General features: G+C 70.5%; 14 protein-coding genes. 4 read left to right on the top strand and 10 right to left on the bottom strand.

From position 1 onward, the window contains the following. Positions 1–58 precede the first annotated feature (58 nt). Complete coding sequence (locus tag G4D85_RS37895; protein ID WP_164018987.1) at positions 59–1,261, bottom strand: C39 family peptidase; 1,203 nt, start codon at positions 1,259–1,261, stop codon at positions 59–61. A 177-nt stretch (positions 1,262–1,438) separates the two neighbouring features. On the opposite strand from G4D85_RS37895, the gene G4D85_RS37890 reads away from it, so the two are divergent. Next, the gene (locus tag G4D85_RS37890) at positions 1,439–1,741 is read left to right on the top strand and encodes an SAF domain-containing protein (protein ID WP_240359735.1); all 303 of its coding nucleotides are present in this window, start codon (positions 1,439–1,441) and stop codon (positions 1,739–1,741) included. Between the two features lie 356 nt (positions 1,742–2,097). Here G4D85_RS37890 and G4D85_RS37885 read toward each other — a convergent pair whose 3' ends face one another. The 8 genes from G4D85_RS37885 to G4D85_RS49925 form a co-directional block, all read right to left on the bottom strand. Beyond that, positions 2,098–3,474, bottom strand: a complete 1,377-nt coding sequence (locus G4D85_RS37885; RefSeq protein WP_205525880.1) for a class I adenylate-forming enzyme family protein — start codon at positions 3,472–3,474, stop codon at positions 2,098–2,100. Positions 3,475–3,491: 17 nt separating this feature from the next. Then, complete coding sequence (locus tag G4D85_RS37880; RefSeq protein WP_164018985.1) at positions 3,492–4,502, bottom strand: 3-oxoacyl-ACP synthase III family protein; 1,011 nt, start codon at positions 4,500–4,502, stop codon at positions 3,492–3,494. Beyond that, on the bottom strand, positions 4,499–5,254 hold the full coding sequence (locus tag G4D85_RS37875; protein ID WP_164018984.1) for an SDR family NAD(P)-dependent oxidoreductase: 756 nt from the start codon (positions 5,252–5,254) through the stop codon (positions 4,499–4,501). The genes G4D85_RS37880 and G4D85_RS37875 overlap by 4 nt, the downstream gene beginning before the upstream one ends. After that, entirely contained in the window at positions 5,251–5,487 is a 237-nt protein-coding gene (locus tag G4D85_RS37870; protein WP_164018983.1) for an acyl carrier protein, read from the bottom strand. The genes G4D85_RS37875 and G4D85_RS37870 overlap by 4 nt, the downstream gene beginning before the upstream one ends. Positions 5,488–5,501: 14 nt before the next feature. Then, positions 5,502–6,551 carry a 3-oxoacyl-ACP synthase III family protein gene (locus tag G4D85_RS37865; RefSeq protein ID WP_164018982.1) on the bottom strand — a complete coding sequence of 350 codons (1,050 nt, stop codon included), beginning with the start codon at positions 6,549–6,551 and terminating at the stop codon, positions 5,502–5,504. Continuing rightward, positions 6,548–7,339 carry a hypothetical protein gene (locus G4D85_RS37860; RefSeq protein WP_164018981.1) on the bottom strand — a complete coding sequence of 264 codons (792 nt, stop codon included), beginning with the start codon at positions 7,337–7,339 and terminating at the stop codon, positions 6,548–6,550. Before G4D85_RS37860 ends, G4D85_RS37865 begins: the two co-directional genes overlap by 4 nt. A 14-nt stretch (positions 7,340–7,353) precedes the next feature. After that, positions 7,354–8,526, bottom strand: a complete 1,173-nt coding sequence (locus tag G4D85_RS37855) for an MDR/zinc-dependent alcohol dehydrogenase-like family protein (RefSeq protein ID WP_164018980.1) — start codon at positions 8,524–8,526, stop codon at positions 7,354–7,356. A gap of 276 nt (positions 8,527–8,802) precedes the next feature. Then, positions 8,803–9,534, bottom strand: coding sequence for an SMI1/KNR4 family protein (locus tag G4D85_RS49925; RefSeq protein ID WP_240359734.1), 732 nt, complete (start codon positions 9,532–9,534; stop codon positions 8,803–8,805). A gap of 393 nt (positions 9,535–9,927) precedes the next feature. On the opposite strand from G4D85_RS49925, the gene G4D85_RS37845 reads away from it, so the two are divergent. Beyond that, positions 9,928–14,955: an Ig-like domain-containing protein gene (locus tag G4D85_RS37845; RefSeq protein WP_164018979.1), complete on the top strand. Its 5,028-nt coding sequence runs from the start codon at positions 9,928–9,930 to the stop codon at positions 14,953–14,955. An 81-nt stretch (positions 14,956–15,036) separates the two neighbouring features. Here G4D85_RS37845 and G4D85_RS37840 read toward each other — a convergent pair whose 3' ends face one another. Further along, on the bottom strand, positions 15,037–15,597 hold the full coding sequence (locus tag G4D85_RS37840) for a TetR/AcrR family transcriptional regulator (RefSeq protein ID WP_164018978.1): 561 nt from the start codon (positions 15,595–15,597) through the stop codon (positions 15,037–15,039). 136 nt (positions 15,598–15,733) lie between these two features. On the opposite strand from G4D85_RS37840, the gene G4D85_RS37835 reads away from it, so the two are divergent. Then, complete coding sequence (locus G4D85_RS37835; protein WP_164018977.1) at positions 15,734–16,177, top strand: methyltransferase family protein; 444 nt, start codon at positions 15,734–15,736, stop codon at positions 16,175–16,177. Between the two features lie 131 nt (positions 16,178–16,308). After that, complete coding sequence (locus tag G4D85_RS37830) at positions 16,309–22,023, top strand: sensor histidine kinase (protein WP_164018976.1); 5,715 nt, start codon at positions 16,309–16,311, stop codon at positions 22,021–22,023. Positions 22,024–22,039 lie beyond the last annotated feature (16 nt).

Genomic DNA, 22,039 nt, shown 5'->3' with positions numbered 1-22,039 from the left:
TCCGCGCGTGTCCCCGCCTGCCTCCAGCGACAGGCCGGAGGCAGGCGACAGGGCGTCACTACAACGCGGGCACCGTCCACCCCCGTGGGTAGATGAGGTAGGCGGTGCCTCCGGAGCGAGAGAGCCACAGCGGCTCCAGCTCCGAGCGGAGGTAGGTCCGCCGCACGGCGGTGTCGCTGGCGCCCGCCGGGTCGTTCACCACGGGATTGCCGGCTGCGTCGAAGCCCGCGAGCACGAGGAGGTGGCCCGCGGTGGAGGGGATGGGCGCGCCGGTCAGCTCCCCCTTGCCCCACGCCACGCTGAGGATGGCCGGCACTCCGGCGGAGAGCCAGGGCTCCAGCTGGGCGAAGCTCGTGAAGCGCGCCACATGGGCCTGGAAGCCCAGGGTGGCCGCGTACGCCGTGTTGAACGGCCAGTTGCCGTGCCCACCGTAGTACCAGTCATGGACGCCGCTGACGGCCGCCCGCACGCCCGGCTCGCAGCCGCTGGTGTCCCCCGCCCAGTACTTCAGCACCATGGCCGTGGAGGTGGGGCTGCACCAGACCTCGCCGCCGTCCGGGTAGACCATCTGCGAGCACCGCGGCACCGCGAGCACGTTGTTCCAGCGGGCGGGGTTTCCGGCCGGGACGGTAGGCCTGGACTCCGGCGAGGTGGAGGTGGTGAGCGCGCTGGCGTGCAGGGTGGGGGTGGCCACGCCATCCACGCTGAACAGGCGCGTCTTCACCTGCCAGGCGCTCGCGGCTGCTTTCTTGGCGGTGACGAGCAGCGTGTCGATGGAGACTCGCGCCACGGTGTCCGTCTGGGAGTCCGCCGAGTGACGCCGCACCGGCGAGGTGCCCGAGGCCCAGACGCCAAGGCTGAACCACTTCGTCCACGTGCCACTCACCTGCACGCGGATGAGGGTCTCCACCCAGGTGCCCGTGGGCGTGGTGGCCTCCCAGGAGGCGATGGCCTCGCGGAAGCCGAATGCGCTGCTGATGATGGGGCTGGTGGCCTCACCCTGAACGAACGAGCCGCCGTTGTAATAGGTGCCCCCGTAGTAGCCGCCCGGCCCGTACGGGTCGGTGCCGGACCAGGCCTGACCCGGGAGGAGCTGGAGAGAGCCATCCGCCGCGCGGCTCACGCCGCTGAGTTGCCAGGCGAGGAAGTCGCCCCGGCTCGCCGCCCAGCGGGTGGAGGCACTCTGGCCCGCCGTGGCCATCGCGGGGATGAGTGCGAGGGTGATGAGCAGCGCGAGTACGGCCGACCTGGACTTCCTCATGGTGCCTCCGGGGTATTCAGGTCCAGCCCTTATTGCTTGTTTTCTGCCCGGAAGCAGCCCCCTCCGTGCACCGTTGGCATGCTCCGTCCCGGACCGGATACCGTACCCGCCACCATGAACGACTCCAGGCCGTCCCAGCGGGGCAGTGGTTTCCTTGTCGGAGTGCTCACTGGTGGCGTGATCAGCTTCCTCGTCACCACGCTCGTGCTCGGTGTGGGCGGCTACGCGTGGTTGAAGAAGAAGGAGGCCGACGTCCGGAGGGGCTGGAACCTGGTTCCCGCGGTCGTCGCGGCCGTGGACATGCCCGAAGGCACCGTTGTCACGTATGAAGCCATCTCGCAGCGCTCGGTGCCTGAGCAGTTCATCACCAGCTCGGTGGTCCGCCCGGACAGCGCCAGCTACATCTTGAACCAGCGACTCCTCACGCCCGTGCAGGCGGGTGACCTGATGTTGTGGTCCCAGTTCGATACGAAGAAGTAGACCCCTGGCAGGCCACTCCTTCACTCATGACATTGGATGTCGGAGGCTCTGGAACGATGCGACTGCGCCTGGTCCTGTGGGGCTCGTTGCTGACGCTGCAGTTTCTCGCGACGGCCTTTCCCCCAGCTGCCGTTGCTCCCGTTGTGGCCGGCTCGGTCTACCTGCCGCTCATGGCTTTGCGAGCACTGGGCCTCCCCGTCTTTGGACGGGCGGAATCTGGGGGATGGGAAGCGCCCTCGTTGCTCGGGTGGGCCGCCGTGGCTGTCTTCTGGGCTGCTGTGTGGTGGGGCGTGGTGTCGCTCGTGGGGCGCCCTCGGAGAAGACGCGTCGCCCCTGCCTGACAGTGACCCGGCTGCTCAGCCGATGCGCAGCTCCGGGAGCAGAGCCTCTCCCAGGCGGGCGCGCTGCAGCTTCCCGTTCGCCGTCCGTGGGAGCTGCTCCACCCGGTAGAAGTCGGTGGGCACCTTGTGCGTGGACAGCCTGTCTCGCAGTGCCTGCCGCAGCTCGCGTCTGGGCGGGCAGGGGGCCCCGGGCCGGAGCTGGAGGAAGGCCGTGAGCATGGTGCCGTAGAGCGGATCCTCCCGGCCCCATACCGCGGCGTCCTCCACGCCGGGCAGCTCGCGCAGGGCCGCTTCAATCTCGAACGGGCTCAAGCGCTCGCCGCCGACCTTGAGCAGGTCGTCATTGCGGCCCAGCAGCGTCACCAGCCCATCCGGCCGCAGCTCCGCTAAATCTCCGGTGCGCAGCCAGCCGTCCTCCACCTTCTCGCGCGTGGCCTCGGGAGCGCCGAGGTAGCCCAGCATCAGCTGGTCCCCACGCACACAGAGCTCGCCCTCGGCGGTGAGCTTCACGGCGAGGTTGCCCACGGGAAAGCCGGTGGCATTGCTCAGGAAGGCGGGGTGGTCGCTGCGCAGACACAGCACCCGCGGTGACAGCTCCGTCTGGCCATAGTTGGTGTAGACGCGACTGGAGGGAAAGGCCCGCAGCAACCGCTGTCGGAGGGACAGGCTCAGTGCCGCGCCCGCGGAGACGACGTGGGTGACTCCCTGGGTGCGCGGCGGCCCGTCTCCCAGCAGGCGCAGGAGCGTCTCATGGTGCGAGGGGACTCCACTGAGCATTCCCACCAGCTGCCCTTCGTCGAGCAGCGCCTTGAGCTCCACCAGGTTGCCGAGCAGCGCGGTGGGAAGACCCGCCGCCAGCGCGGGAAGGAGCTGGCCCAGCAGCCCGAAGGAGTATGAGAGCGGAAGGACCAGCGTCTGGGCCGGCGCGGAGTCGAAGTCCAGCGAGGCCCGCACGGCGGCCACATTCGCCTCGATGTTCCTCCGGGAGAGCTGCACGGCGCGCGGCGCTCCCGTGCTGCCGGAGGTGAACAGCACCAGCGCCGTGTCAGGGTGGTGCCGTGGCGCCTCGGACTCGCTCCGCCACGTGACGGAGAGGGCCTCGTCCAGCTCGAAGCAGCAGCCCAGGCCCCGTCGCCGCACCTCCAGCTCCGCGACGGTCCACTCCGGCGCGAACACGGCCTGCGGGACTCCCTCCTCGTAGAGCGCGAGGAAGCTGGCGATGAACTCCCGGCTCCGGTGGGCTCGGAGGATGGCGATGCCGGGTGGCAGGGCTCCGAGGCGGCGCTTGTGTGCCTCGACCTCGTCCCGCAGGGCTCCGAACGAGCAGGACTCGCCGCCGAGCGTGAGGGCCACCGTGGCGTCGGTCCGGGTGAAGGCGTGCGCGGTGCTCATGGGCGTGTCCATGGTGGCTACAGGCTGTGCAGCAGCGCGCAGGCCGAGGCGCCGCCCGCCCCGGCGGAGACGAGCAGGACGCGCTGTCCCGGCTTCAGCGGCAGGCGCTCCTTGAGGTGCGCGAGCGCGATGCCCACGCTGGCCCCCGAGGTGTTGCCGGTGAACCGCACCGTCTCCACCACCCGGGCCGGGTCCGCGCCCAGCTTCTCCGTCACCGCCCGCATCAGGTGCAGGTTGGCCTGATGGGGAACAATCCAGTCCACGTCCGCCACGGTCAGCTCCATGCGCCGCAGGAGCGAGGCCGCGCCCGCGGTCATGTTGTCCACGCCCTTCATGAACAGCGTGGCCCCGTGCTCCATCTTCAGGAAGACCTTGGCGGGGTCATCGTTCAGGTGGTGTGGCAGCCGCGAGCCTCCCGCCCGGATGGCGATGATGTCCGCCATGGTCGCGTCCGCCGCAAGCTCGCTCGCCACGAGCTGGAAGTCCGCCCCCTCGGGGCGCTGGGAGACGAGGCAGCTCGCGCCCCCGTCTCCGAACAGGGCCGTGGTCGCCAGGTCCTCGCGGTTGAGGAACTTGGAGCGGATGTCCGCGGCGATGACCAGCTGGTCGCTGCCCGTGGACGACGCGAGCGCCGCCCCCACGTGCACCGCGCTGGTGAAGCCGGCGCACGCGGCGCTCAAGTCCAGCACTCCGACGCGGTCCAACCCCAGCCGGGGCAGAATCAGCGGCGAGGTGGGCGGAGTGGGGAAGTCGCCGGAGACGGTGGCCAGCAACACCTGGGCAATGCGCTTCCGGTCGATGCGGCCATCTTCCAGCAGGCGCAGGGCCGCCGCGGCCGCGACATCGCTGCACGCCTGTCCGTCCTCCACCCAGTGCCGCTGTTCCACTCCCGTGCGGTGCGTAATCCAGCTCGGCCGCGCGCGGGTGCCCATCCAGTCGAGCACGTCCTGGTTGGTCATGATGCGCTCGGGCAGCCAGGAGCGGGGCCCCAGCAGGTACACCGGCTCCGTGGGTCTCAGGAAGCTCATGTCCGCAACACTCCTTCCAGCCGGAACATCGGCAGCCCACCGGTGACGTCCAGCACCGCGCCGTTGATGTACTGGTGCGCGGACAGCAGCGGGTCGAGCGCCTCGCCCACGTGCTCGGGCGCGCCCAGCTTTCCCTGGGGAATGACGCCGCTCATCCGCTCCACGTAGCGGGGCTTCGACCAGTACTTCTTCGTCCGCTCCGTCGTGAAGATGCCCAGCCGCACCGTGTTGGAGAGGACGTTGAAGTCGCCGTAGTCCACCGCCAGGTTGCGCACCAGCCCCTCCAGCGCGGACTTGCACAGGACATAGGCGCCGTACCGCCCCGTGCCGTTGACGGTGGAGACGCTGGAGATGAAGACGATGCGTCCCCACCGCGCCTCCACCATCGACGGCAGCACCCGGCGCAACAGCCAGAGGTTGCCCATCAGGTTCGCGGTGACGTCCGCCTCCAGCGCCTCCTGGGGCAGCTCGTGGAAGCGGTGGAGCGGAGGCCGCCGTGTCCAGGCATTCAGCACCAGACCCTGGAGCCCCTGCGCCAGCAACTCCGCGAGCGCCGCTTCGGCGCCAGCCGGAGCCGACAGGTCCAGCACCAGGCCCCGTGCCTCCAGCCCCTCCGCGCGGTAGCGGGCCAGCGTCGCGGCCAGTGACTCCGCCGACGAGGCTGTCACGAAGACCTCGTCCCCCAGGGCCAGCCGACGGCGGGCGATGGCGCGCCCGATGTCCGAGTTGCCCCCGGTGATGAGCACCCTCATGACGCGCCCAGCTTCCGCAGCCAGAAGGCCAGGGAGGCGAGGCTCTGGAAGGCCGCCTCCGAGAAGTCGCGGCCGGAGATGCGGAGCGAGAACTCCTTCTCCAGGGCCGCCACGGAGAGCACCATCATCAGGCTGTCCATTCCATACGCGGACAGTGCCTCGGACGTGCTGGCGGGCAGCTCCTCCATGCCCGCGGCGCGCAGTGCGTTGCCAATGCGTTCGACCAGGTCCATGCCTCACCCACCTTTCAGCGCTTCACCCAGTGCTGCATCGCGAAGGACAGGCCGCCGCCCACACTCATCAGCAGCACCCCGTCCCCTGGCGCGAACAGGCCCTGCTCCAGTGCCTCGGACAGCGAGAACAGGACGGAGGTGCCGCCCACGTTGCCAACGCGCTCCGCGCTCCAGACGAGGCTCGCGCTCAGTCCGCCCACCTCGCAGACCTGCTCGACGAGCTTCCGGTTGATTTGATGGGCCACCACCCACCGGATGCCCCTCAGGCCCCGGCCGCCCGGGAACATCGCTCCCAGCATCTCCAGGTAGCGTTGCAGGGCCTCCTGCCGGAGCCGCGTGCCGTCTCCGACCATGCAGTAGCCGCCCGCCTCCAGCGTGGCCCTGTCCGGCGGCAGGCGCCCCGGCGTCGTGTACAGGTCCACCAGGGTTCCATCCGTGGCGTAGAGGCACCGGCGGACCTCGAAGTCGGGGGAGACGGGCTCGCGCTTCAGCCACACGGCCGCGCCACCATCCGCGAGGATGAACCAGGTCTCCTTCATCGCCGGGTTCATCACCTTGGAGAGCGTCTCCGCGCAGCTCACCAGCACGTTGTCGTAGCCGCTCCCCAGCAGAGACACCGCCAGGTGCAGGCTGGCCAGCGAGGTGGAGCAGCCCGCTTTGACTTCCCACGCGGAGGCGTGGCTCTCCAGCCGTCCCAGGATGGCCGCGGCCTGTGAGCCCGTGTACCGGCTCGTCGTCGTCGTCCCGTGGATGAGGGCCTCCACGTCGATGCCGCTCCGTCCACCGAGGGCGTGCCTCACGGCCGCCAGGGCCAGGGACTCGCTCGTCTCCTCGTCCTCGTGCGGGGGTGCTCCGTCGGAAGCGGGCAGCCGCGCCAGGTAGCGCTGACTGAAGCCCAGCCGTGCCGCCACTCGCCGGCCCAATGCCTCCAGGAACTCGGGTGGGCGGCCCTGTTGCTCGGGGTCCAGCGCGAGCAGCTCCGCGTTGGACACGGGCCGCTCTCCCGGCAGGGAACGGCCATGCCCCAGCACCTGGATGCCCAGGCGCGGCTCCAGGACTTTCATGACGGGTGTTCCTCGGGGCGGGGTGCGGCGGGCTGTGCCTCCGCGCGGCGGGCCGGGTTGAAGTGCTCCCACTCGAAGTTCTCCAGCCTCGAGCCCTCGGGCAGGGAGTCCTTCAGGAGCTTGTTCTGCATGCCAATCCAGCTTCGCGAGCCGATGGTCGTGCGCGGGCCCACCATGGCGCCGGCCGCCAGGAAGACGTTGTCGCCGATGTCCACCGGCCCCAACATCACCTTGTCCCCCAGGAACATGTGGCCGATGACGAGGACGTTCGCGCCCATCGTGCAGCCCTTGCCGATGGTCAGCAGCGGGTAGTCCGCCAGCACCGCGAAGATGGAGGAGTTCACCCCGTAGGCGATGCGCGCCCCCATCGCCCGCCAGTAGAGGTACTTGGTGACGTAGAAGGAGAAGAAGAACGGCTGGAGCCCGGAGATGCGCACCGAGTGGCCCAGGCACAGCGTCATGAACCAGGCCAGGTAGTCCCGGGACATCTCCATCTTGTACGTGCCCGGCCTCATCCTCGGGATGCACAGGCGGACGAGCCAGCACGCCGCCAGGAACGCCGCCGCCAGGACTCCCGGCGCCAGCAGCACCCAGAGCGGGAAGGCCGCCCGGTCCCAGCTCCAGCGCAGGAAGAGGGCGAAGGCCGCCCACGCCACCAGCGCGGGCGTCAGCGAGAAGGCCATGGTGATGAGGTCCACCAGGAGCACCCGCGTGAAGCCGAACGCCTGGGACTGGTGCTTGAACTTCTGCCGCGCGGTGCCGAGCGCGTCCACCGTGCTCTCCGTCATGGTGTGCCTCGGGCTCACTGCTCGGGGTTGACCTGGTAGAGGGGGAAGTAGGACGCGACGCGCCCTTCCTCGACCTCGCGCGCCAGCTGGGGCACCTCGTCCCAGGCGTAGACGCGCTCCCCGTCCACCGGGGGCAGCCAGCCCGCTTCCTCGGCGAAGCCCACCGCCGCCACGGCCTCGGAGAAGCGCGCGTAGTGGGTGTTGATGTGCTGGTGGCGCTTCGTGCACTCGGTGGAGCGCGAGACGTCCATGAGGTCCGCGCCCAGCTTCCACCCGGCGGAGGTGATGACGCCTTCCCGGCCCAGCGCCTTGAGGCTGGCCTGGAGGAGTGGGCCGCCGATGTGGTCCAGGAAGATGGAGACGTCCTGGCCCCGGCCCGCCTCCTTCACCCGCGCCAGGAACTGCTTCTCCGACTGCGCGTAGCGCTGCCGGTACGCGGCGTCCGAGGCGTAGCGGGCCGGGTCGAGGTTCAGGTCCGGGAACTCGCGCCGGTCCAACGGGATGATGCCCACGGACTCCAGGTGCCGCAGCCGCTCCTCCTGTGAGGCGACCATGGCGACCCGGCATCCGGCGTAGCGGGCCAGCCGGAGCTGCGCATAGGACACGCCGCCGCCCCAGCCCACCACGAAGGGCACCGGGCAGTCCGACTCACTGACCTGCAGGCGGAAGCATCCCCAGGCGAGCCGCCAGTTGGACCAGGCGGTGATGTACCGGAGGGAGAAGGCCGCCCACTGCCTCAGCGAGTGACGGCTGTTGGCGGGAATGGGGATGAGGACGTGCTGGGGCAGCAGGGTCCGCCGGGCCAGCAGGCCCATGGTGCGGCTGGCGTCGTAGGCCAGCACCTTGAGCGGGTAGCCATGCTCATCCGCCTCGGCATTGCAGAACACCAGGCAGTGGTCCCCGGGACGGACCCGGGTGACGGCGCTGCCCGTCTCCACCACGCGCACCACGCCTGCGTTGCCGAGGACCACCTTGTCCTCGCGGCGCAGCCGGCAGACGTCCACGGGGACGCGCTGCAGGGCGTGGCCCATGTTGCCCTCCCAGCAGCCGTAGACGGGCTCCGCCAGCACGTCGTCCGGGCCGGGGTCCGCGAAGGAGAAGGCCTCTTCCACCAGCGCGCCGGGGACGGTCTGCCCCTCCCGCTGCCGCTCCCCGCGATGAAGGACCCAGGCCTGTGTCTCCCGCATGGCTTCTCCCCTGGCGCGCACGGCGTGCCGAAGTGGAGGGCGATGATGTTGAAAGGTGATTCAGGTCTCAAGAATGCCCCGGGTGCGTGGCCGGGCCGGTCCACGGCGGCGCGCGTGGGTCACCAGGGCGCCTGGCGGTAGGGACACGCAGGAGGTCTCGCACCACGCCGGTGCCGCGCGCGTGCGCGACGGCAAGAGGGCGATACCCGGAGTGGCGAGGGGCTGGGGCGAGGCGTTGGGAGGGACAACCCGCTAGGGGCTACGCGGGCTCGAAAATCAGAACGGGGACTTCCCCAGGTCCGTGTTGTCCTCGAGGAGCACCTGGAAATGCTTCAGCTCCTCGGGACTGCGCATGCCCACCCTGAGGGTGAAGTGGGGGCTGTCGGGAGGGCGGTACAGCCGTGCCGCCGCCCCCTTCCGCTCGAAGAGCATGCTGTATCGGGGGTAGGGGAGTCGGACGAAGCCCATCTTCTCGAGGAGGCGCGCGAGGTACTCGGCACTGGGAGTCGTGCGTCCCTCTCCGCGCAGGTAGCTGGCCTGATGAGGGAGGGTGAGCAGGTGGACGTGCTCCATCGCCCAGAGGAAGAGCAGCTCCTGGAGGCTGAGTGCCTCCCGGTGCAGCTTCGTCTTCCAGGAGTCCGCACCGAAGGGCATTCGCACCACCTGACAGTCTCCTTCCTCGGAAGGGGACTCCAGGTCGAGCCAGTAATGATGGGGGGCCAGCGGGTCGGGGTCTCCGAAGATGAAGAGAAACCGCCTTGGTGGCAGTTCTCCCTTGGGAGCGAGGCGGTAGAGCTCGGCGACATCGAGGATGGGGTCGAAGGAGCGCACAGATGCCAGGAGCGGCCCTCCTCGCGTCCCCATTACCTGGGCGAAGGTCCGGTAGACGTTCGGGAGCGGACGGCCGAAGACCTCCTCCAACTCGTCCACGAGCACGTCCGGGTAGCCCTCGATTTGACCGCCGTAGCCGGGAGCGTAGCGCTCGAGCAGGGCCAGCAGTTCGTCCATGGCTGGTGATGATGGGGCCGCCGGAACCGGTAGCGCCACCGTCCAGGAGTGGATGGCCGGCGTAGCATCCGCGTTGCCGACCCCATCATTCGCTGGGGCTCTCGCCAACTGAGCGCCATGCGAATTCCACTCACGGTCGCAGAGCTGGGGCCCTCCGGACTCGTGCCACTGCCTGGCCGACCCAGGGTAGCCAGGAACTCATTTCCTCGCGTCAGGCGATTGGAATATCAGGCGTCTGGGGTTGGAAAATTTCGCGGGGACGGCATGGCGCGCATCTGGCTGAGAGCTCTTTTCGTTGCAACCCTGGTTCTGTCCGCTTGTCAGGACGTGACTCCCGCACCGGCGACCAGGCGCAGTGCGGGCCCTCTGGCTGACACGGGAGGATGGGTCCAGGTGGGGCGCTCGCTCGACTTCGAGCGGCAGCCGAACCCAGGCCACGCGTCCCTGGCGCGGCTGGAGCGCCGGGCCGCTCCCAGTGCCGTGAAGGCGTCAGCGTCCGAAGAGGATGCCGCGCTGGCTCGCGTCCAGGAGTCCTTCCCCGAGTTCTTCGAGGCCCAAGCCGGATTCGAGCCGGCGGCGCCCATCCACGAGGGCGCGGCACTGCACGTGAAGCTGCCCGCCACGGAGGACGACGCACTGGAGCTCACCACCCGGGGGCACGTCTTCCAGGTGCGGGCCCTGCGTGAAGAGGGCAGGGGGGCCGAGAGGCGAGCCACGGCGGATGCAGCCTGGTACGGCCCGGGCCACCTGTGGGCGCCCGTGGGCGGCCAGCCCGAATCCCGTGAGGGGCGCTGGGTCACCCACCGCGTGGAGGAATACTTCGTCCTGCCCGAGGGCCAGCGGCAGCACCACGCCCGCTATGAAGTCACCGTGCCGGACGGCATCGTCTCGGTCCGCGACGCGCACGACTACCTCGAGTTCCTCGACGCCGAGGCGCGTCCGGTGCTGCGGATGCACCATGTCGTCGCGCGCGACGGCCAGGGACGCACGCGCCAGGGACCGGCCCTGCTGCGCGGCGTGGTGGCCGTGGCGGGAGGCGGCGGGCAGCTCGCGCGGTACGCGCTCACGGACCGCATCCTCACCGTGCAGACGGAACTGGACCTGGAAGGCCTGACGGGGCCGGTGGTGGTCGACCCGGGTTGGTCCTCCACCGGCTCCATGTCGATGGGGCGCTCAACGAACACGATGACGCTGCTGCCCAGCGGCAAGGTCCTCGTCACAGGCGGCCTCGCGGGCGATGGCACCTTCCAGTCCTCCACTGAGCTGTATGACCCGTCGTGGGGAGGCTGGTCCTCGGCGGGGACCATGCGCGCCCCTCGCTCCCGCCATACGGCGACCCTGCTGCCTTCGGGCAAGGTGCTGGTGGCCGGTGGCTACTCCGGCTCCGGCGTGTCCGAGGGCGAGGACCTGTACGACCCCTCCACGGGGGTCTGGTCTCCCGCGAGCGCGATGTCCGCCGACCGCCACCACCACACCGCGACCTTGCTGCAATCGGGCAAGGTGCTGGTCGCTGGGGGCCAGTCTTCCAGCGCTCAGAGCACCGCGGAGCTGTACGACCCCACCACGGGCACCTGGTCCTTCACGGCCAACCTCCCCACGCCCCATCGCCAGCATGTGGCGGTGCTGCTGCGCGACGGCAAGGTGCTGGTGGCCGGTGGCTATGCCGTCTCCACCAGCCTCAGCGCCACGGCCGAGCTGTACGACCCGGCCACGGGGACGTGGGCGTCCACGGGGAGCCCCCTGGTGCTTCGGCGGTCTCCTTCGGGGACGCTGCTGCCCAACGGCAAGGTCCTGCTGGCTGGCGGGTTCAGCGCTCAGGACAGCGCGCACGCCAGCGCGGAGCTGTACGACCCCGCCACGGGCCTCTGGGCCATGACGGGGGCCATGACGTCGCCCCGGGCCTTCCCGGCGACCGTGCTGCTCTCCAATGGCAAGGTGCTGATGGCGGCCGGCTACGGCGCCAACAGCCTTCCGCTCGCCACCTCCGAGCTGTACGACTTCAACTCGGGGACGTGGACCGCCTCCAGTCCGCTGGTCCAGGCGCGGCAGGTGGCCATGGGGACGCTGCTGGCGGACGGGCGGGCGCTGGTCCTCGGCGGCAACTCCATCAGCGCGAACGCGGAGGTGTATCACCCGACCACCGCGGTCCGCGTCTTCGCGGGAGGCCTGGGCATCCCCCGTACCCGCGCCACGGCGACGCTGTTGCCAAATGGCGATGTGCTGAGCCTGGGCGGGCTCCTCGCCGCGGGGGAGCACCTCCTCGCGGAGGAATTCACGCCGTCCTCTGGGCAGACGGGCCACGCGAGCTCGGGGCCCTCCCAGCGCAGCGGCCACACGGCGACGCTGCTGCTCGATGGCCGCGTGTTGATGGCCGGGGGGGTTCATCCCACCGGTCTGATGTACGGCCCGGCGCAGCTGTTCCAGTCCGCCTTCGTCTATCAGTCCACGGGCTCTCTGGTCGTGCAGCGCGCGCGGCACACGGCCACGCGCCTGCCTGACGGCCGGGTGCTGGTGGCCGGCGGCGTGGATGCCACGGGCAACACCCTGGCCTCGGCGGAGGTGTACAACCCGGCGACCGGGTCCTGGCGCTCCACGGGCTCCCTGGGCACGCCCCGGGACAGTCACCTGTCGGTGCTGCTGCCCTCGGGCAAGGTGCTGGTCGTTGGAGGCAGCCGCGGCTCGCTCGTCCTCGCCTCGGCGGAGCTGTACGACCCGGCGACGGAGACCTGGACCGCCACGGGCAGCCTGGCGATGGCGCGCGTGGGCCATGCGGGGACGCTGCTGGCCAACGGTCGGGTGCTGGTGGTCGGAGGGCGCAATGGGGCGGGGACGTTCCTCGCCTCGGCGGAGCAGTACGACTCCAACTCCGGCACCTGGAGCTCCGCGGGGAGCCTGCCCGTTGCGCGGGACCTGGCCACGGCGACGCTGCTGCTGTCGGGCAACGTGCTGGTGAGCGGAGGCCGCCAGGACGCGGCGGGCACGCCGCTTGCGTCGCTGGAGCTGTACGTCCCCGCGACGAACTCCTGGACGACGAGTGACGCGGTGCTGTCGGCGGGCCTGTATGGCCACACGGCGACGCTGCTGCCCTCGGGCAAGGTGCTCATCCTGGGCGGTACGGGGAGCAGCGGCACGCCCACGTCCACGGCCGTGTACTTCGACCCGGAGGGGGCCAGTGATGGGTGGCGTTCCGTCGTGAACCTGCCCGCCTTCGTCGAGCAGGGCGCGGCCTTCACCGTGAGTGGCCTCCGCCTCCGCGGCATCTCCGAAGGCAGCCATGGCCGTTTCGGGGCTTCGCCCACCGATTTCCCGAGGGTGCACCTCATGCCCGTGGGAGGTGGCGCCATCACCCGGCTTTCCACGACCCACTTCTCGGGCACCTCGCTGGGCACCGCCGCGCCCGTTCTTCCGGCGGGCCACTACCTGCTGTCCATCACGGTGGGTGGAGTCACGGGCGGGCGCGTGGTGGCGCTCGGCAAGAGCACGGTGCGGGCCCAGGCCCTGTCCGTCATCACGGCCGAGGATGCATCGGTGGCGGTGAAGCTCTCGGCGCAGAGCACCGAGGGCCGGGCCGTCACGTACACCGTGCCGACGCCTCCCGCCTGGGGCACGCTGTCCGGTACGGCGCCGCAGCTGACGTACAAGCCGGCGGCCAACTTCTTCGGCAACGACTCATTCGTCTACCAGGCCTCGGATGGTGTGAGCGCCGCCCTGGCCACCGTCTCCGTGACGGTGATGCCGGTGAGCGACGCGCCGGTGAGCAGCGCCATGTCCGTCGCGACAGGGGTGGGAACCCCGGTGGCGGTGGCGCTGTCGGCCTCGGACCCGGACGGCGACGCGCTGACCTACACGCTGAAGACCTTCCCGACTCGCGGCACGCTCTCCGGTACGCTGCCGAACCTGACCTATAGCCCGGGGAGTGGCTACACGGGCCCGGACGCGTTCACGTACACGGCGAGCGACGGCACGTTCGAATCCAACGTGGCCACGGTGACGCTGACCGTCACCAGCGGCCCCATCCTCGCCACGGCCGTCTACGACAGCGCGCTCAAGGTGCCCCGGTGCGCCACCCCGGCCGCCTCCTGCGATTCGGCGTCCCTGCTCGACGGCCGCGCGCAGCTCGGTCCCGAGCTCAACCAGCCCAACACCCTGGGCGGCACCTGCGCGGATGGCACCTTCGGGGCCTATCACGTGACCGAGTCGCTGGACCGGCTGCGGGTCTCCACGCTGGATGGCCAGCCCTTCACGGGGAACAAGGTGGTGAAGATTGAGGCCACGGCGTGGGTCCGGGAGGGCGTCGTAGGAAACGAGCTGGACCTCTACTACAGCGCCAGTGCCACCAGTCCCGTCTGGGTCTTCATCGGCACCGTGCTGCCGACCCAGGCGGGCTCCAAGGTGCTCTCAGCGACCTACACACTGCCCTCGCAGGCCGGCTCCCAGGCCATCCGAGGCCGGTTCCGCTTCGGCGACCGTGCGTCCGGGCCCTGCATGAGTGGCCCCTACACCGACCACGATGACCTGGTGTTCACCGTCGGCGCGCCCCCGGACCTCACGCCTCCCACCGCGTCCCTGACGTCACCGCTCCCGGGTGCGGTGCTCCGCGACTTCGTCTCCATCGCCGCCACGGCCACCGACAACGTGGGGGTGACGAAGGTGGAGTTCTACGATGGCGCGGAGCTGCTGGGCACCGACACCTCCACGCCCTACACCTTCAGCTGGAACACGCGCACTACGACGAACGGGCTGCACACACTGTACCTCCGCACCTACGACGCCGCCGGCAACGTGGGCACCGCGGATGTCACCGTCACCGTCGACAACGACCTGACGCCGCCGCAGGTGTCCATCGCCGCGCCGCTCACGGGAACCACCGTGCGAGGCAACGTCGCCATTACCGCCTCCGCCTCGGACAACGTCGGCGTGACGAAGCTCGAGTTCTACGCTGGGAGCCGTCTGGTAGGGACGGCCAGCAACACGGCCTCGTCCACCGTGTGGTGGACCACGGGGGCAGAGCCGAACGGGACCTATACGCTGCGGGTGCTCGCCCATGACGCCCAGGACAACGTGGGGGAGGCCTCCGTCGTGGTGACGGTGGACAACGAGCTCGTGCCCCCCACCGTCACCTTCGCGTCTCCGCTACAGGAGGCCACGGTGAGTGGGACTGTCCGCTTCAACGTCAGTGCCTTGGACAACGTCGCGGTGGCCTCCGTGCTCTACCAGGTGGACGGCCAGGGTGTCGGGAGCAGCAGCCGGCCACCCTTTCTCCTGGGCTGGGACTCGAAGCGGGTGCCCGACGGGCGACACACCGTGACTGCCACGGCGTTCGACACGTCAGGCAACGCGAGCGAGCCGGCGACCCTCACCCTCATCGTCGACAACGGCACCGTGTCCCAGGTGTCACCCGCGGAGCGCGTGGCCCGGTAGGAATCCGGGCGGGCCCCTGGCGCACTTTCGCCAGGGCGTACGGCCGTCGGAGGCGGCCCTTCTCGCCCGGAGCCGCCGCCCTCAGCGCCGCAGGACGAGGTAGCCCTCGACGGCGTCGGCGATGGCGGCTTCGAGCGCCTTCTCGCCTGCGGCGGGAGGCTCGAGCACCGCCGTGTGCACCAGCGACTCGACCAGCTTCAGCACCATGTACGTCGCCAGGTCGAGGTCGTCCCGGCCGAGCCGCTCGCGGTGCTCGCTCAGCAAGGCCCTGGAGCGCTCGAAGAGGTGTCTCGCGGACGTGCTGACGCTGGCCGGCCGCTCGAAGTAGGGGAACTCCACGTGCAGCACGCGCTGCAGGCGCGGCTCCTCCCGGTGGGCCTGGAGCACCGCCGCGACGATTCCCTCGATGGCCTCGCGCAGCGTCCGGCCGTGTGTCGCGTCGAGTGCCCGGTCGACGATGGCCTGCATCCGCAGGAGGTGTCGCTCGTGCAGGGCCGTCAGGAGGGCGTCCTTGTTCGGGAAGTACTGGTACACCGAGCCGACGCTGACGCCGGCTGTCTCGGCGATGCGGTTGGTGGTGGCCTCCTGGTAGCCCTGGCGGTCGAAAACGCGAGCCGCCGCTTCCAGGATGACGTCGACCATCTGCTTCGAGCGCCCCTGGCGCGGCTCCTTCCGAGGGGGCTCTGGCTGCTTCTCCGCCCGGGGCGAACGCGAGTTTCTGGCGTCGAGCGCGGTTCCTACACTTCCGGGCTTCGAACGACTCCCACGGTGACCCGCCATGCAAAGACTCCTTCCTCCGCAGCTCACGTTGATTCTCGCCGGACTGATGGTGGCCTTCGACACCTTTCTCTCCGGGCCGGAGCTGGTGCCGTCGCCCTTCCACTGGCTCGGCTTGCCGCTGCTGGCCCTGGGCCTCGCCATTGCCATTGTTGCGCGCAAGCAGTTCGCTCGCGCGCGCACCAACATCTACACCTTCAGCGAGCCCGACCACCTCGTCACGGACGGCGTGTTCCGGTTCACACGCAACCCGATGTACCTCGGCTTCTCCGTCGCGCTGCTGGGGCTCTCCCTCTTCCTGGGGACGCTCCCGGCGATGTTGCTGGCGGTGGCCTTCGTCATCATCTCCGACCGTTGGTACATCACCTTCGAGGAGGCCATGCTGAGAGGGAAGTTCGGCGAGCGCTACCAACGCTACGCCCAGCACACCCGCCGCTGGCTCTGAGCCCATTCGCGGGCGGCCCCCACAGCGGGCGGAGGCAGGAGGGCTCGCCCTCCTCGCCTGGCGGCTTGTGTCGTGCTCCCGGGCTGCGTCATCCAAAAGTTTATGACTCCTCTCCACAGAGGGTCGCGCGGATGGCGCAGGCGCTGGGCGAAGAGGGACTTCGGGAAATCTATCGCGGGCGCCGCTACGTCGTGCTGCGGGGCTGGAAGCAGGACGGCGAGCCCCTGGTCGTCAAGCAGGTGCGCTCCGGTCCCCTCGCCAGTGGCAGCAAGGCCATGCTGCGCCATGAGTACTCCCTGCTGCGCAGCCTGCATGACGAGGTGCCCGGCGTCACCCGGGCCCTGGCCCTGAGGGAGGACGAGGCGCACCTGCCCGCCCTCATCCTGGAGGATGCGGGCCCCCAGAACCTCCAGGAGTGGCTGGGCCGTCGGCCCGTCACCATGGACGCCTTCCTTGAGCTGGCACTCCAGCTCGCCGGCATCATCGCCAGCCTTCACCAGCAGCACGTCATCCACCGCGACCTCAACCCCACCAACATGGTGGTGGGCGCTGGCAGCCGGCACGTCACCGTCATCGACTTCGACCTCGCCACCCAGGTGGCCGGTGTCGCGCCCGATGAGGGACTGCCCGGGGAGCTGCAGTGGGCCCTGCCCTATGTCGCTCCCGAGCAGACCGGGCGGATGAATCGCCCCATCGACCACCGCGCCGACCTCTACTCGCTGGGCGCCACCTTCTACGAGCTGCTCACCGGCCTGCCGCCCTTCGTCTCCATGGACCCGGCGGAGCTGGTGCACGCCCACCTGGCGAAGCCGCCCGTGCCTCCCGCCTTCGCCAACCCCGCCGTCCCCAAGCTGCTGTCCGACGTCGTCCTGAAGCTCCTGGCGAAGATGCCGGAGGAGCGCTACCAGAGCGCCGAGGCACTCCTCGCGGACCTGCTGGAGGCGCGGCGGCGGCAGGCGTCGGGCACCATGGGCTCATTCGAGCTGGGCCGCGTGGACCTGGCCCGGCAGCTCACCTTCCCGGACCGGCTCTACGGCCGTGAGCGAGAGCAGACGCGGCTGCGCGAGGCCCTGGAGCGGGTGCGCCGGGGCGCCAGCGAGGGGGTGCTGCTGGTGGGCGATGCCGGCATCGGCAAGTCCGCGCTCGTCCAGCAGCTTCAGCGCCATGCCGAGCCTCGAGACCTCGTCCTCGGTGGGAAGTTCAACCAGCTCCAGGGCAACGTGCCCTATGCCGCCTTCGTCGAGGCCTTCCGGGGCTTCGTCCGGGGCCTGCGCGAGCAGCCTCCTTTCGTGCGCCAGGGCTGGCGTCACCGGCTCCTGAAGGCGCTGGGCGACAACAGCCGTGTCATCAGCGACATCGTGCCGGAGCTGGAGGAGCTGCTGGGCCCGCAGCCGGCACCCCTCAAGCTGGAGCCGGTGGGGACGTCGGCACGTCTCCTCCTCATGTTCCAGTCCTTCGTCCAGACGCTCGCGTCCGCCGAGCACGTGCTGGTGCTGTTCCTGGACGACCTGCAGTGGGCCGACTCGGGCTCGCTCCAGCTCCTGCAGTCCCTGGCCATGGACCCGGACTCGCGCCACGTCCTGCTCGTGGGCGCCTACCGGCCCCGGGCGGTGGGCCCGGACCATCCGCTCACCCGGTGGATTGAGGCGCTTCGCGAGGCCGAGGCCATGCCCTTCGGCGCCCTCGAGCTTGCTCCGCTGGACCTGCCCGCCGTCACCGCGCTGTGCGCGGACACCTTCCGTTGCGGGGTCGAGCGCGCCGGCCCGCTCGCGGAGCTCGTGCTGCGCAAGACAGCCGGCAACCCCCTCTTCATCACCCGCTTCCTCCGGCTGCTCCACCTGTCCGGCCTGCTGGCCTTCGACCTCGACAGCGGCGCATGGCGGTGGGACCTCTCCCGCATCGAGCAGGTGGAGGCCATGGAGAACGTGGTGGAGCTGATGCTGGCCACCATCCGCCGGCTTCCAGAGCGGGCCCAGCGGGCCTTGAAGGTCGCCGCGTGCCTGGGAGACCGCGTGGAGCTGTGGCTCCTGTCCGCGCTGGTGGGAGGAGCCGAAGGTGAGGCGGCCTCCGCGCTCTGGAGCCTGCTGCGCGAAGGACTGCTCCTCCCGGAGAAGGAGGGGGCGCGGCCTCCTCGCGCCGACGGCGCCGGGGCAGGGGCGCCCTCGGAGCAGGAGGCCACGTACCGCTTCGCGCACGACCGGGTCCGACAGGCGGCGTACTCGATGCTCTCCGAGGACGAGCGGCGGCACCTCCACCACGAGGCGGGGCGTCAGCTGCTGCGGGGCGCCTCCCCGGAGGTGCTCGACGAGCGGCTCTTCGCGGTGGTGGACCACCTGCACCTGGGCGTGGAGCGGCCGGGCGGCGAGGTGGAGGGACTGGAGCTGGTCGAGCTCAACTACCGGGCGGGCCTCAAGGCCAAGTCCGCCTCGGCCTTCGGCGCCGCGCTGGTGTACCTGCTGCGCGGCATCTCGCTGCTGCCCCGGGCACTCTGGCCCCAGCGTCGCGAGCAGGTCTTCCACCTGCACGCGGAAGCGGCGGAGTGCGCCTATTTCTCCAGCGACCCGGGACTGGCCGGGGAGCTGGTGCGGACGGCCCTGGAGCACGCGCCCTCCTGTCTGGAGAAGGTGGGCCTGTACTGCCTGCAGGTCCTCGCCCACACCCTGAAGGGCAAGTACGCGGAGGGGCTCCAGTGGGGGCGCGAGGGGCTCCGACTGCTGGGTATGGAGGTGCCGGAGCGGGACTTCTCGTCCGCGCTCGCGGTCGAGCTGGCCGAGGTGCCGGCGAACCTGCGGGGGCGCTCCGCGGCGGAGCTGCTGGACGCGCCGCGGATGGAAGACCCCGAGCAGCTCGCCCGCGTGCGGCTGCTGTCCGAGCTGGACAACTCGGCCTTCTTCCTGGACCCGGTCCTCTTCGCCCTCATCAACACGCGCGCCCTCAACCTCACGCTGAGGCACGGCAACTCGCCCTGGGCGCCCGTGGTGTACGGGTGCTACGCCATGATGCTGTCCGTGCGCGAGGGGGACGTCGTGAACGGCCACGCCTTCGCCACCATGGCGGTGGAGCTGGCCCGGCGGCAGGCAGACCCCCGCCAGGAATGCCGGGCCATCATCTCCCTGCTTCAAATCAACCACTGGAGGTCGCCGCTGCGCACCACCATGCCCCTGGCGCGCCGCGGCCTCGCGGCGGGAATCGCCGGTGGCGACCTGCAGTTCGGAGGCTTCACGCTCTCCATCAGCGTGAGCACCGAGTTCTCCATGGGCACCGAGCTGGGCCGAGTGCTCGGCACGGTGGACGGCTGCCTGGCCTTCTCCCGCAAGTCCGGTGTGATGTCCCTGCGGGACTCGGTGGTCTTCTTCCGCCAGGCCATCCGCGCCCTCCGGGGCCACACCCGCCGGCCCGCGCGCTTCGACGACGACGACTTCGACGAGCAGGCCGTGCTCGACTCGGGCCGGCTGGCGCCCCTGTATCGCTTCAGCCTCGCGACGCTGCGGATCCTGGTCGCGTACGTGCTGGGCGACTTCGACGAGGCGGTGAGGGTGTCGCGGCAGGCGGAGCAGTACGCGGCCTACACCCAGGGCTCCTACCGCGTGGTGGACTTCAACTTCGTGAGCTCGCTGGCGCTGGCGGCCCGGAGGAGCGACACCCTCGAGGCGCGGGAGGAGGCCCTGGCCCGCATCGCCGCCAACCAGCGGCAGCTCGGCGGGTGGGTGGAGCACTGCCCGGAGAACTTCCGCCACAAGCACCAGCTCGTCGCCGCCGAGGTCGCGCGCCTCGAGGGCCGGCATCTGGACGCCATGGCCCTCTATGACGCCGCCATCGACGGCGCCCATGTCGAGGGCTTCCTCCAGGACGAGGCCATGGCGAACGAGGCCGCGGGGCGCTTCTTCCACTCGCTGGGCCGGGAGCGCTTCGCCGCGCTCCACCTGCGCACCGCCCTGGAGGCCTTCGCGCGCTGGGGCGCCTGGGCCAAGGTCACCCTGCTGGAGGAGGAGTTCCCCAACCTCAAGCCCACGGGCGGACGCGCCTGGAGCGAGCCCGCTTCCGCGGCGGTGGCGGGCGCGGCGCCCGGTGCCTCGCTGGACCTGCTCAGCCTCTTGAAGGCGTCGGAGACGCTGGTGAGCGAGGTGGTGCTGGACCGCCTGCTGGAGAAGCTGATGGCGGTGTGCCTGGAGGCCGCCGGTGCGACGCGGGGCGCGCTGGTGCTGAATGAGTCGGGGGCCCTCGTGGTGCGCGCGCTGGGCGACGTCTCCGAGCCCGTCAGCCTGGAGCACCTCCCGTTGGCCTCCGCGGACACCGTCCCCGGCTCGGTGGTGCAGCATGCCTATGCGACGGGAGAGACGCTCGTCCTCGGCGACGCCGCCCACCAGGGCCGCTTCGTCATGGACCCCTGTGTCGTCCGCCGCTCCATCAAGTCCGCCCTCGCCGTCCCCATCCAGCGTCAGGCCCGGACGGTGGGCGTGCTCTACCTGGAGAACGACCTCGCCACCCGGGCCTTCACCCCCGAGCGCGTCGGCGTGCTGCGCGCGCTCTCGTCCCAGCTCGCCATCTCCCTGGAGAACAGCCAGCTCTTCGAGCAGCTCAAGGTGGAGGTCCAGGAGCGCGGCCGGGCCGAGGCCGCCGTGCGCTTCCTGGCCGACTCCGGCCTCGCCCTGGCCGAGTCGCTGGACGTGGAGCAGACGCTGGCGAAGGCCACCCGCATGGTGGTGCCCTTCCTGGCCGACTGGTGCATGTTCACCCTCGTCGAGGACGGGGACCGCATCCGCGCGCTCCCCGTCGCCCACGCGAATCCGGAGAAGGAAGCCACGCTCCGCGCGATGCAGGAGCGGTACCCGGTCGACTGGAACTCGCCGCCCGGCCTCGTCCGCGCGTTGCGGACGGGCCACCCCGTGCTGCGGCCCGAGTTCACCCACACCCTCCTGGCCGACGTCGGCCACGGCCCTGAGTACATCGAGAAGATGCAGGCGCTGGGACCGAGGGCGGCCATGCACGTGCCCCTCATCGCGCGCGGCAGGACGCTCGGGGTCATCACCCTCATCGCGGAGGTCCCCAGACGCGCCTACAGCGAGGCGGACCTGGAGCTTGCGAAGGAGCTGGCCCGCCGCGCCGCCGTCTGCATCGACAACGCCCGCCTCTACCGCGCCTCCCAGGAGGCCGTCCGCCTTCGCGACGAGTTCCTCAGTGTGGCCTCCCATGAGCTCAACACGCCCCTGACCTCCCTGCGGCTGATGGTCCAGTCGTTGCTGCGCCACGTCCCCCAGGGCCTGCCGGAGCCGGCCCTGCGCGCCATGCGCACCGTCGACAGCCAATCGCTCAAGCTCGCCACCCTCATCGAGGAGCTGCTGGATGTCTCGCGCATCCATGCGGGCCGGCTGGACATGGACCTGAAGCGCGTGGACCTGGAGGCCGTCCTCCACCGCGTCGCGGAGCGGCTGCGCGAGCCCCTGGCCCGTGCGGACTGCTTCCTGGACGTCCAGGTCGAAGGCCCCGTCGTCGGGCAGTGGGACGCCCATCGGCTGGGACAGGTGCTGCTCAACCTGCTCTCCAACGCCCTCAAGTTCGGCGCTGGCAAGCCCATCCACGTCTCGGCCGGCGTCGACCATGGCACCGCGTCGGTGTGCGTCCGGGACGAGGGCATCGGTATCGCCCCCGACAAGCTCCCCCACATCTTCGAGCGCTTCGAGCGGGCCGTGTCGGTGCGTGCCTATGGCGGCCTCGGCCTGGGGCTGCACCTGGTGCGGGAAATCCTCACCGCGCTGGGCGGCACCATTCGTGTGGAGAGCGCCCTCGGCGTCGGGACCACCTTCATCGTCCAGCTCCCGTGCGAGGGACCTCCGTCGGACGGCTGACGCAACACCCGGGCGA

The organism is Pyxidicoccus trucidator (assembly GCF_010894435.1).
GTDB classification, from domain to species: Bacteria; Myxococcota; Myxococcia; order Myxococcales; family Myxococcaceae; genus Myxococcus; species Myxococcus trucidator.
This window is presented reverse-complemented; position numbering and strand designations above follow the sequence as displayed.

Excerpts from the sequence above, each read along its gene's own strand:
- G4D85_RS37870 (WP_164018983.1), bottom strand. The coding sequence starts at position 5,487 with ATGGACCTGGTCGAACGCATTGGCAACGCACTGCGCGCCGCGGGCATG.
- G4D85_RS37840 (WP_164018978.1), bottom strand. The coding sequence starts at position 15,597 with ATGGTCGACGTCATCCTGGAAGCGGCGGCTCGCGTTTTCGACCGCCAG.
- G4D85_RS37835 (WP_164018977.1), top strand. The coding sequence starts at position 15,734 with ATGCAAAGACTCCTTCCTCCGCAGCTCACGTTGATTCTCGCCGGACTG.
- G4D85_RS37855 (WP_164018980.1), bottom strand. The coding sequence starts at position 8,526 with ATGCGGGAGACACAGGCCTGGGTCCTTCATCGCGGGGAGCGGCAGCGG.
- G4D85_RS37830 (WP_164018976.1), top strand. The coding sequence starts at position 16,309 with ATGGCGCAGGCGCTGGGCGAAGAGGGACTTCGGGAAATCTATCGCGGG.
- G4D85_RS49925 (WP_240359734.1), bottom strand. The coding sequence starts at position 9,534 with ATGGACGAACTGCTGGCCCTGCTCGAGCGCTACGCTCCCGGCTACGGC.
- G4D85_RS37880 (WP_164018985.1), bottom strand. The coding sequence starts at position 4,502 with ATGAGCTTCCTGAGACCCACGGAGCCGGTGTACCTGCTGGGGCCCCGC.
- G4D85_RS37865 (WP_164018982.1), bottom strand. The coding sequence starts at position 6,551 with ATGAAAGTCCTGGAGCCGCGCCTGGGCATCCAGGTGCTGGGGCATGGC.
- G4D85_RS37875 (WP_164018984.1), bottom strand. The coding sequence starts at position 5,254 with ATGAGGGTGCTCATCACCGGGGGCAACTCGGACATCGGGCGCGCCATC.
- G4D85_RS37885 (WP_205525880.1), bottom strand. The coding sequence starts at position 3,474 with ATGAGCACCGCGCACGCCTTCACCCGGACCGACGCCACGGTGGCCCTC.
- G4D85_RS37860 (WP_164018981.1), bottom strand. The coding sequence starts at position 7,339 with ATGACGGAGAGCACGGTGGACGCGCTCGGCACCGCGCGGCAGAAGTTC.
- G4D85_RS37895 (WP_164018987.1), bottom strand. The coding sequence starts at position 1,261 with ATGAGGAAGTCCAGGTCGGCCGTACTCGCGCTGCTCATCACCCTCGCA.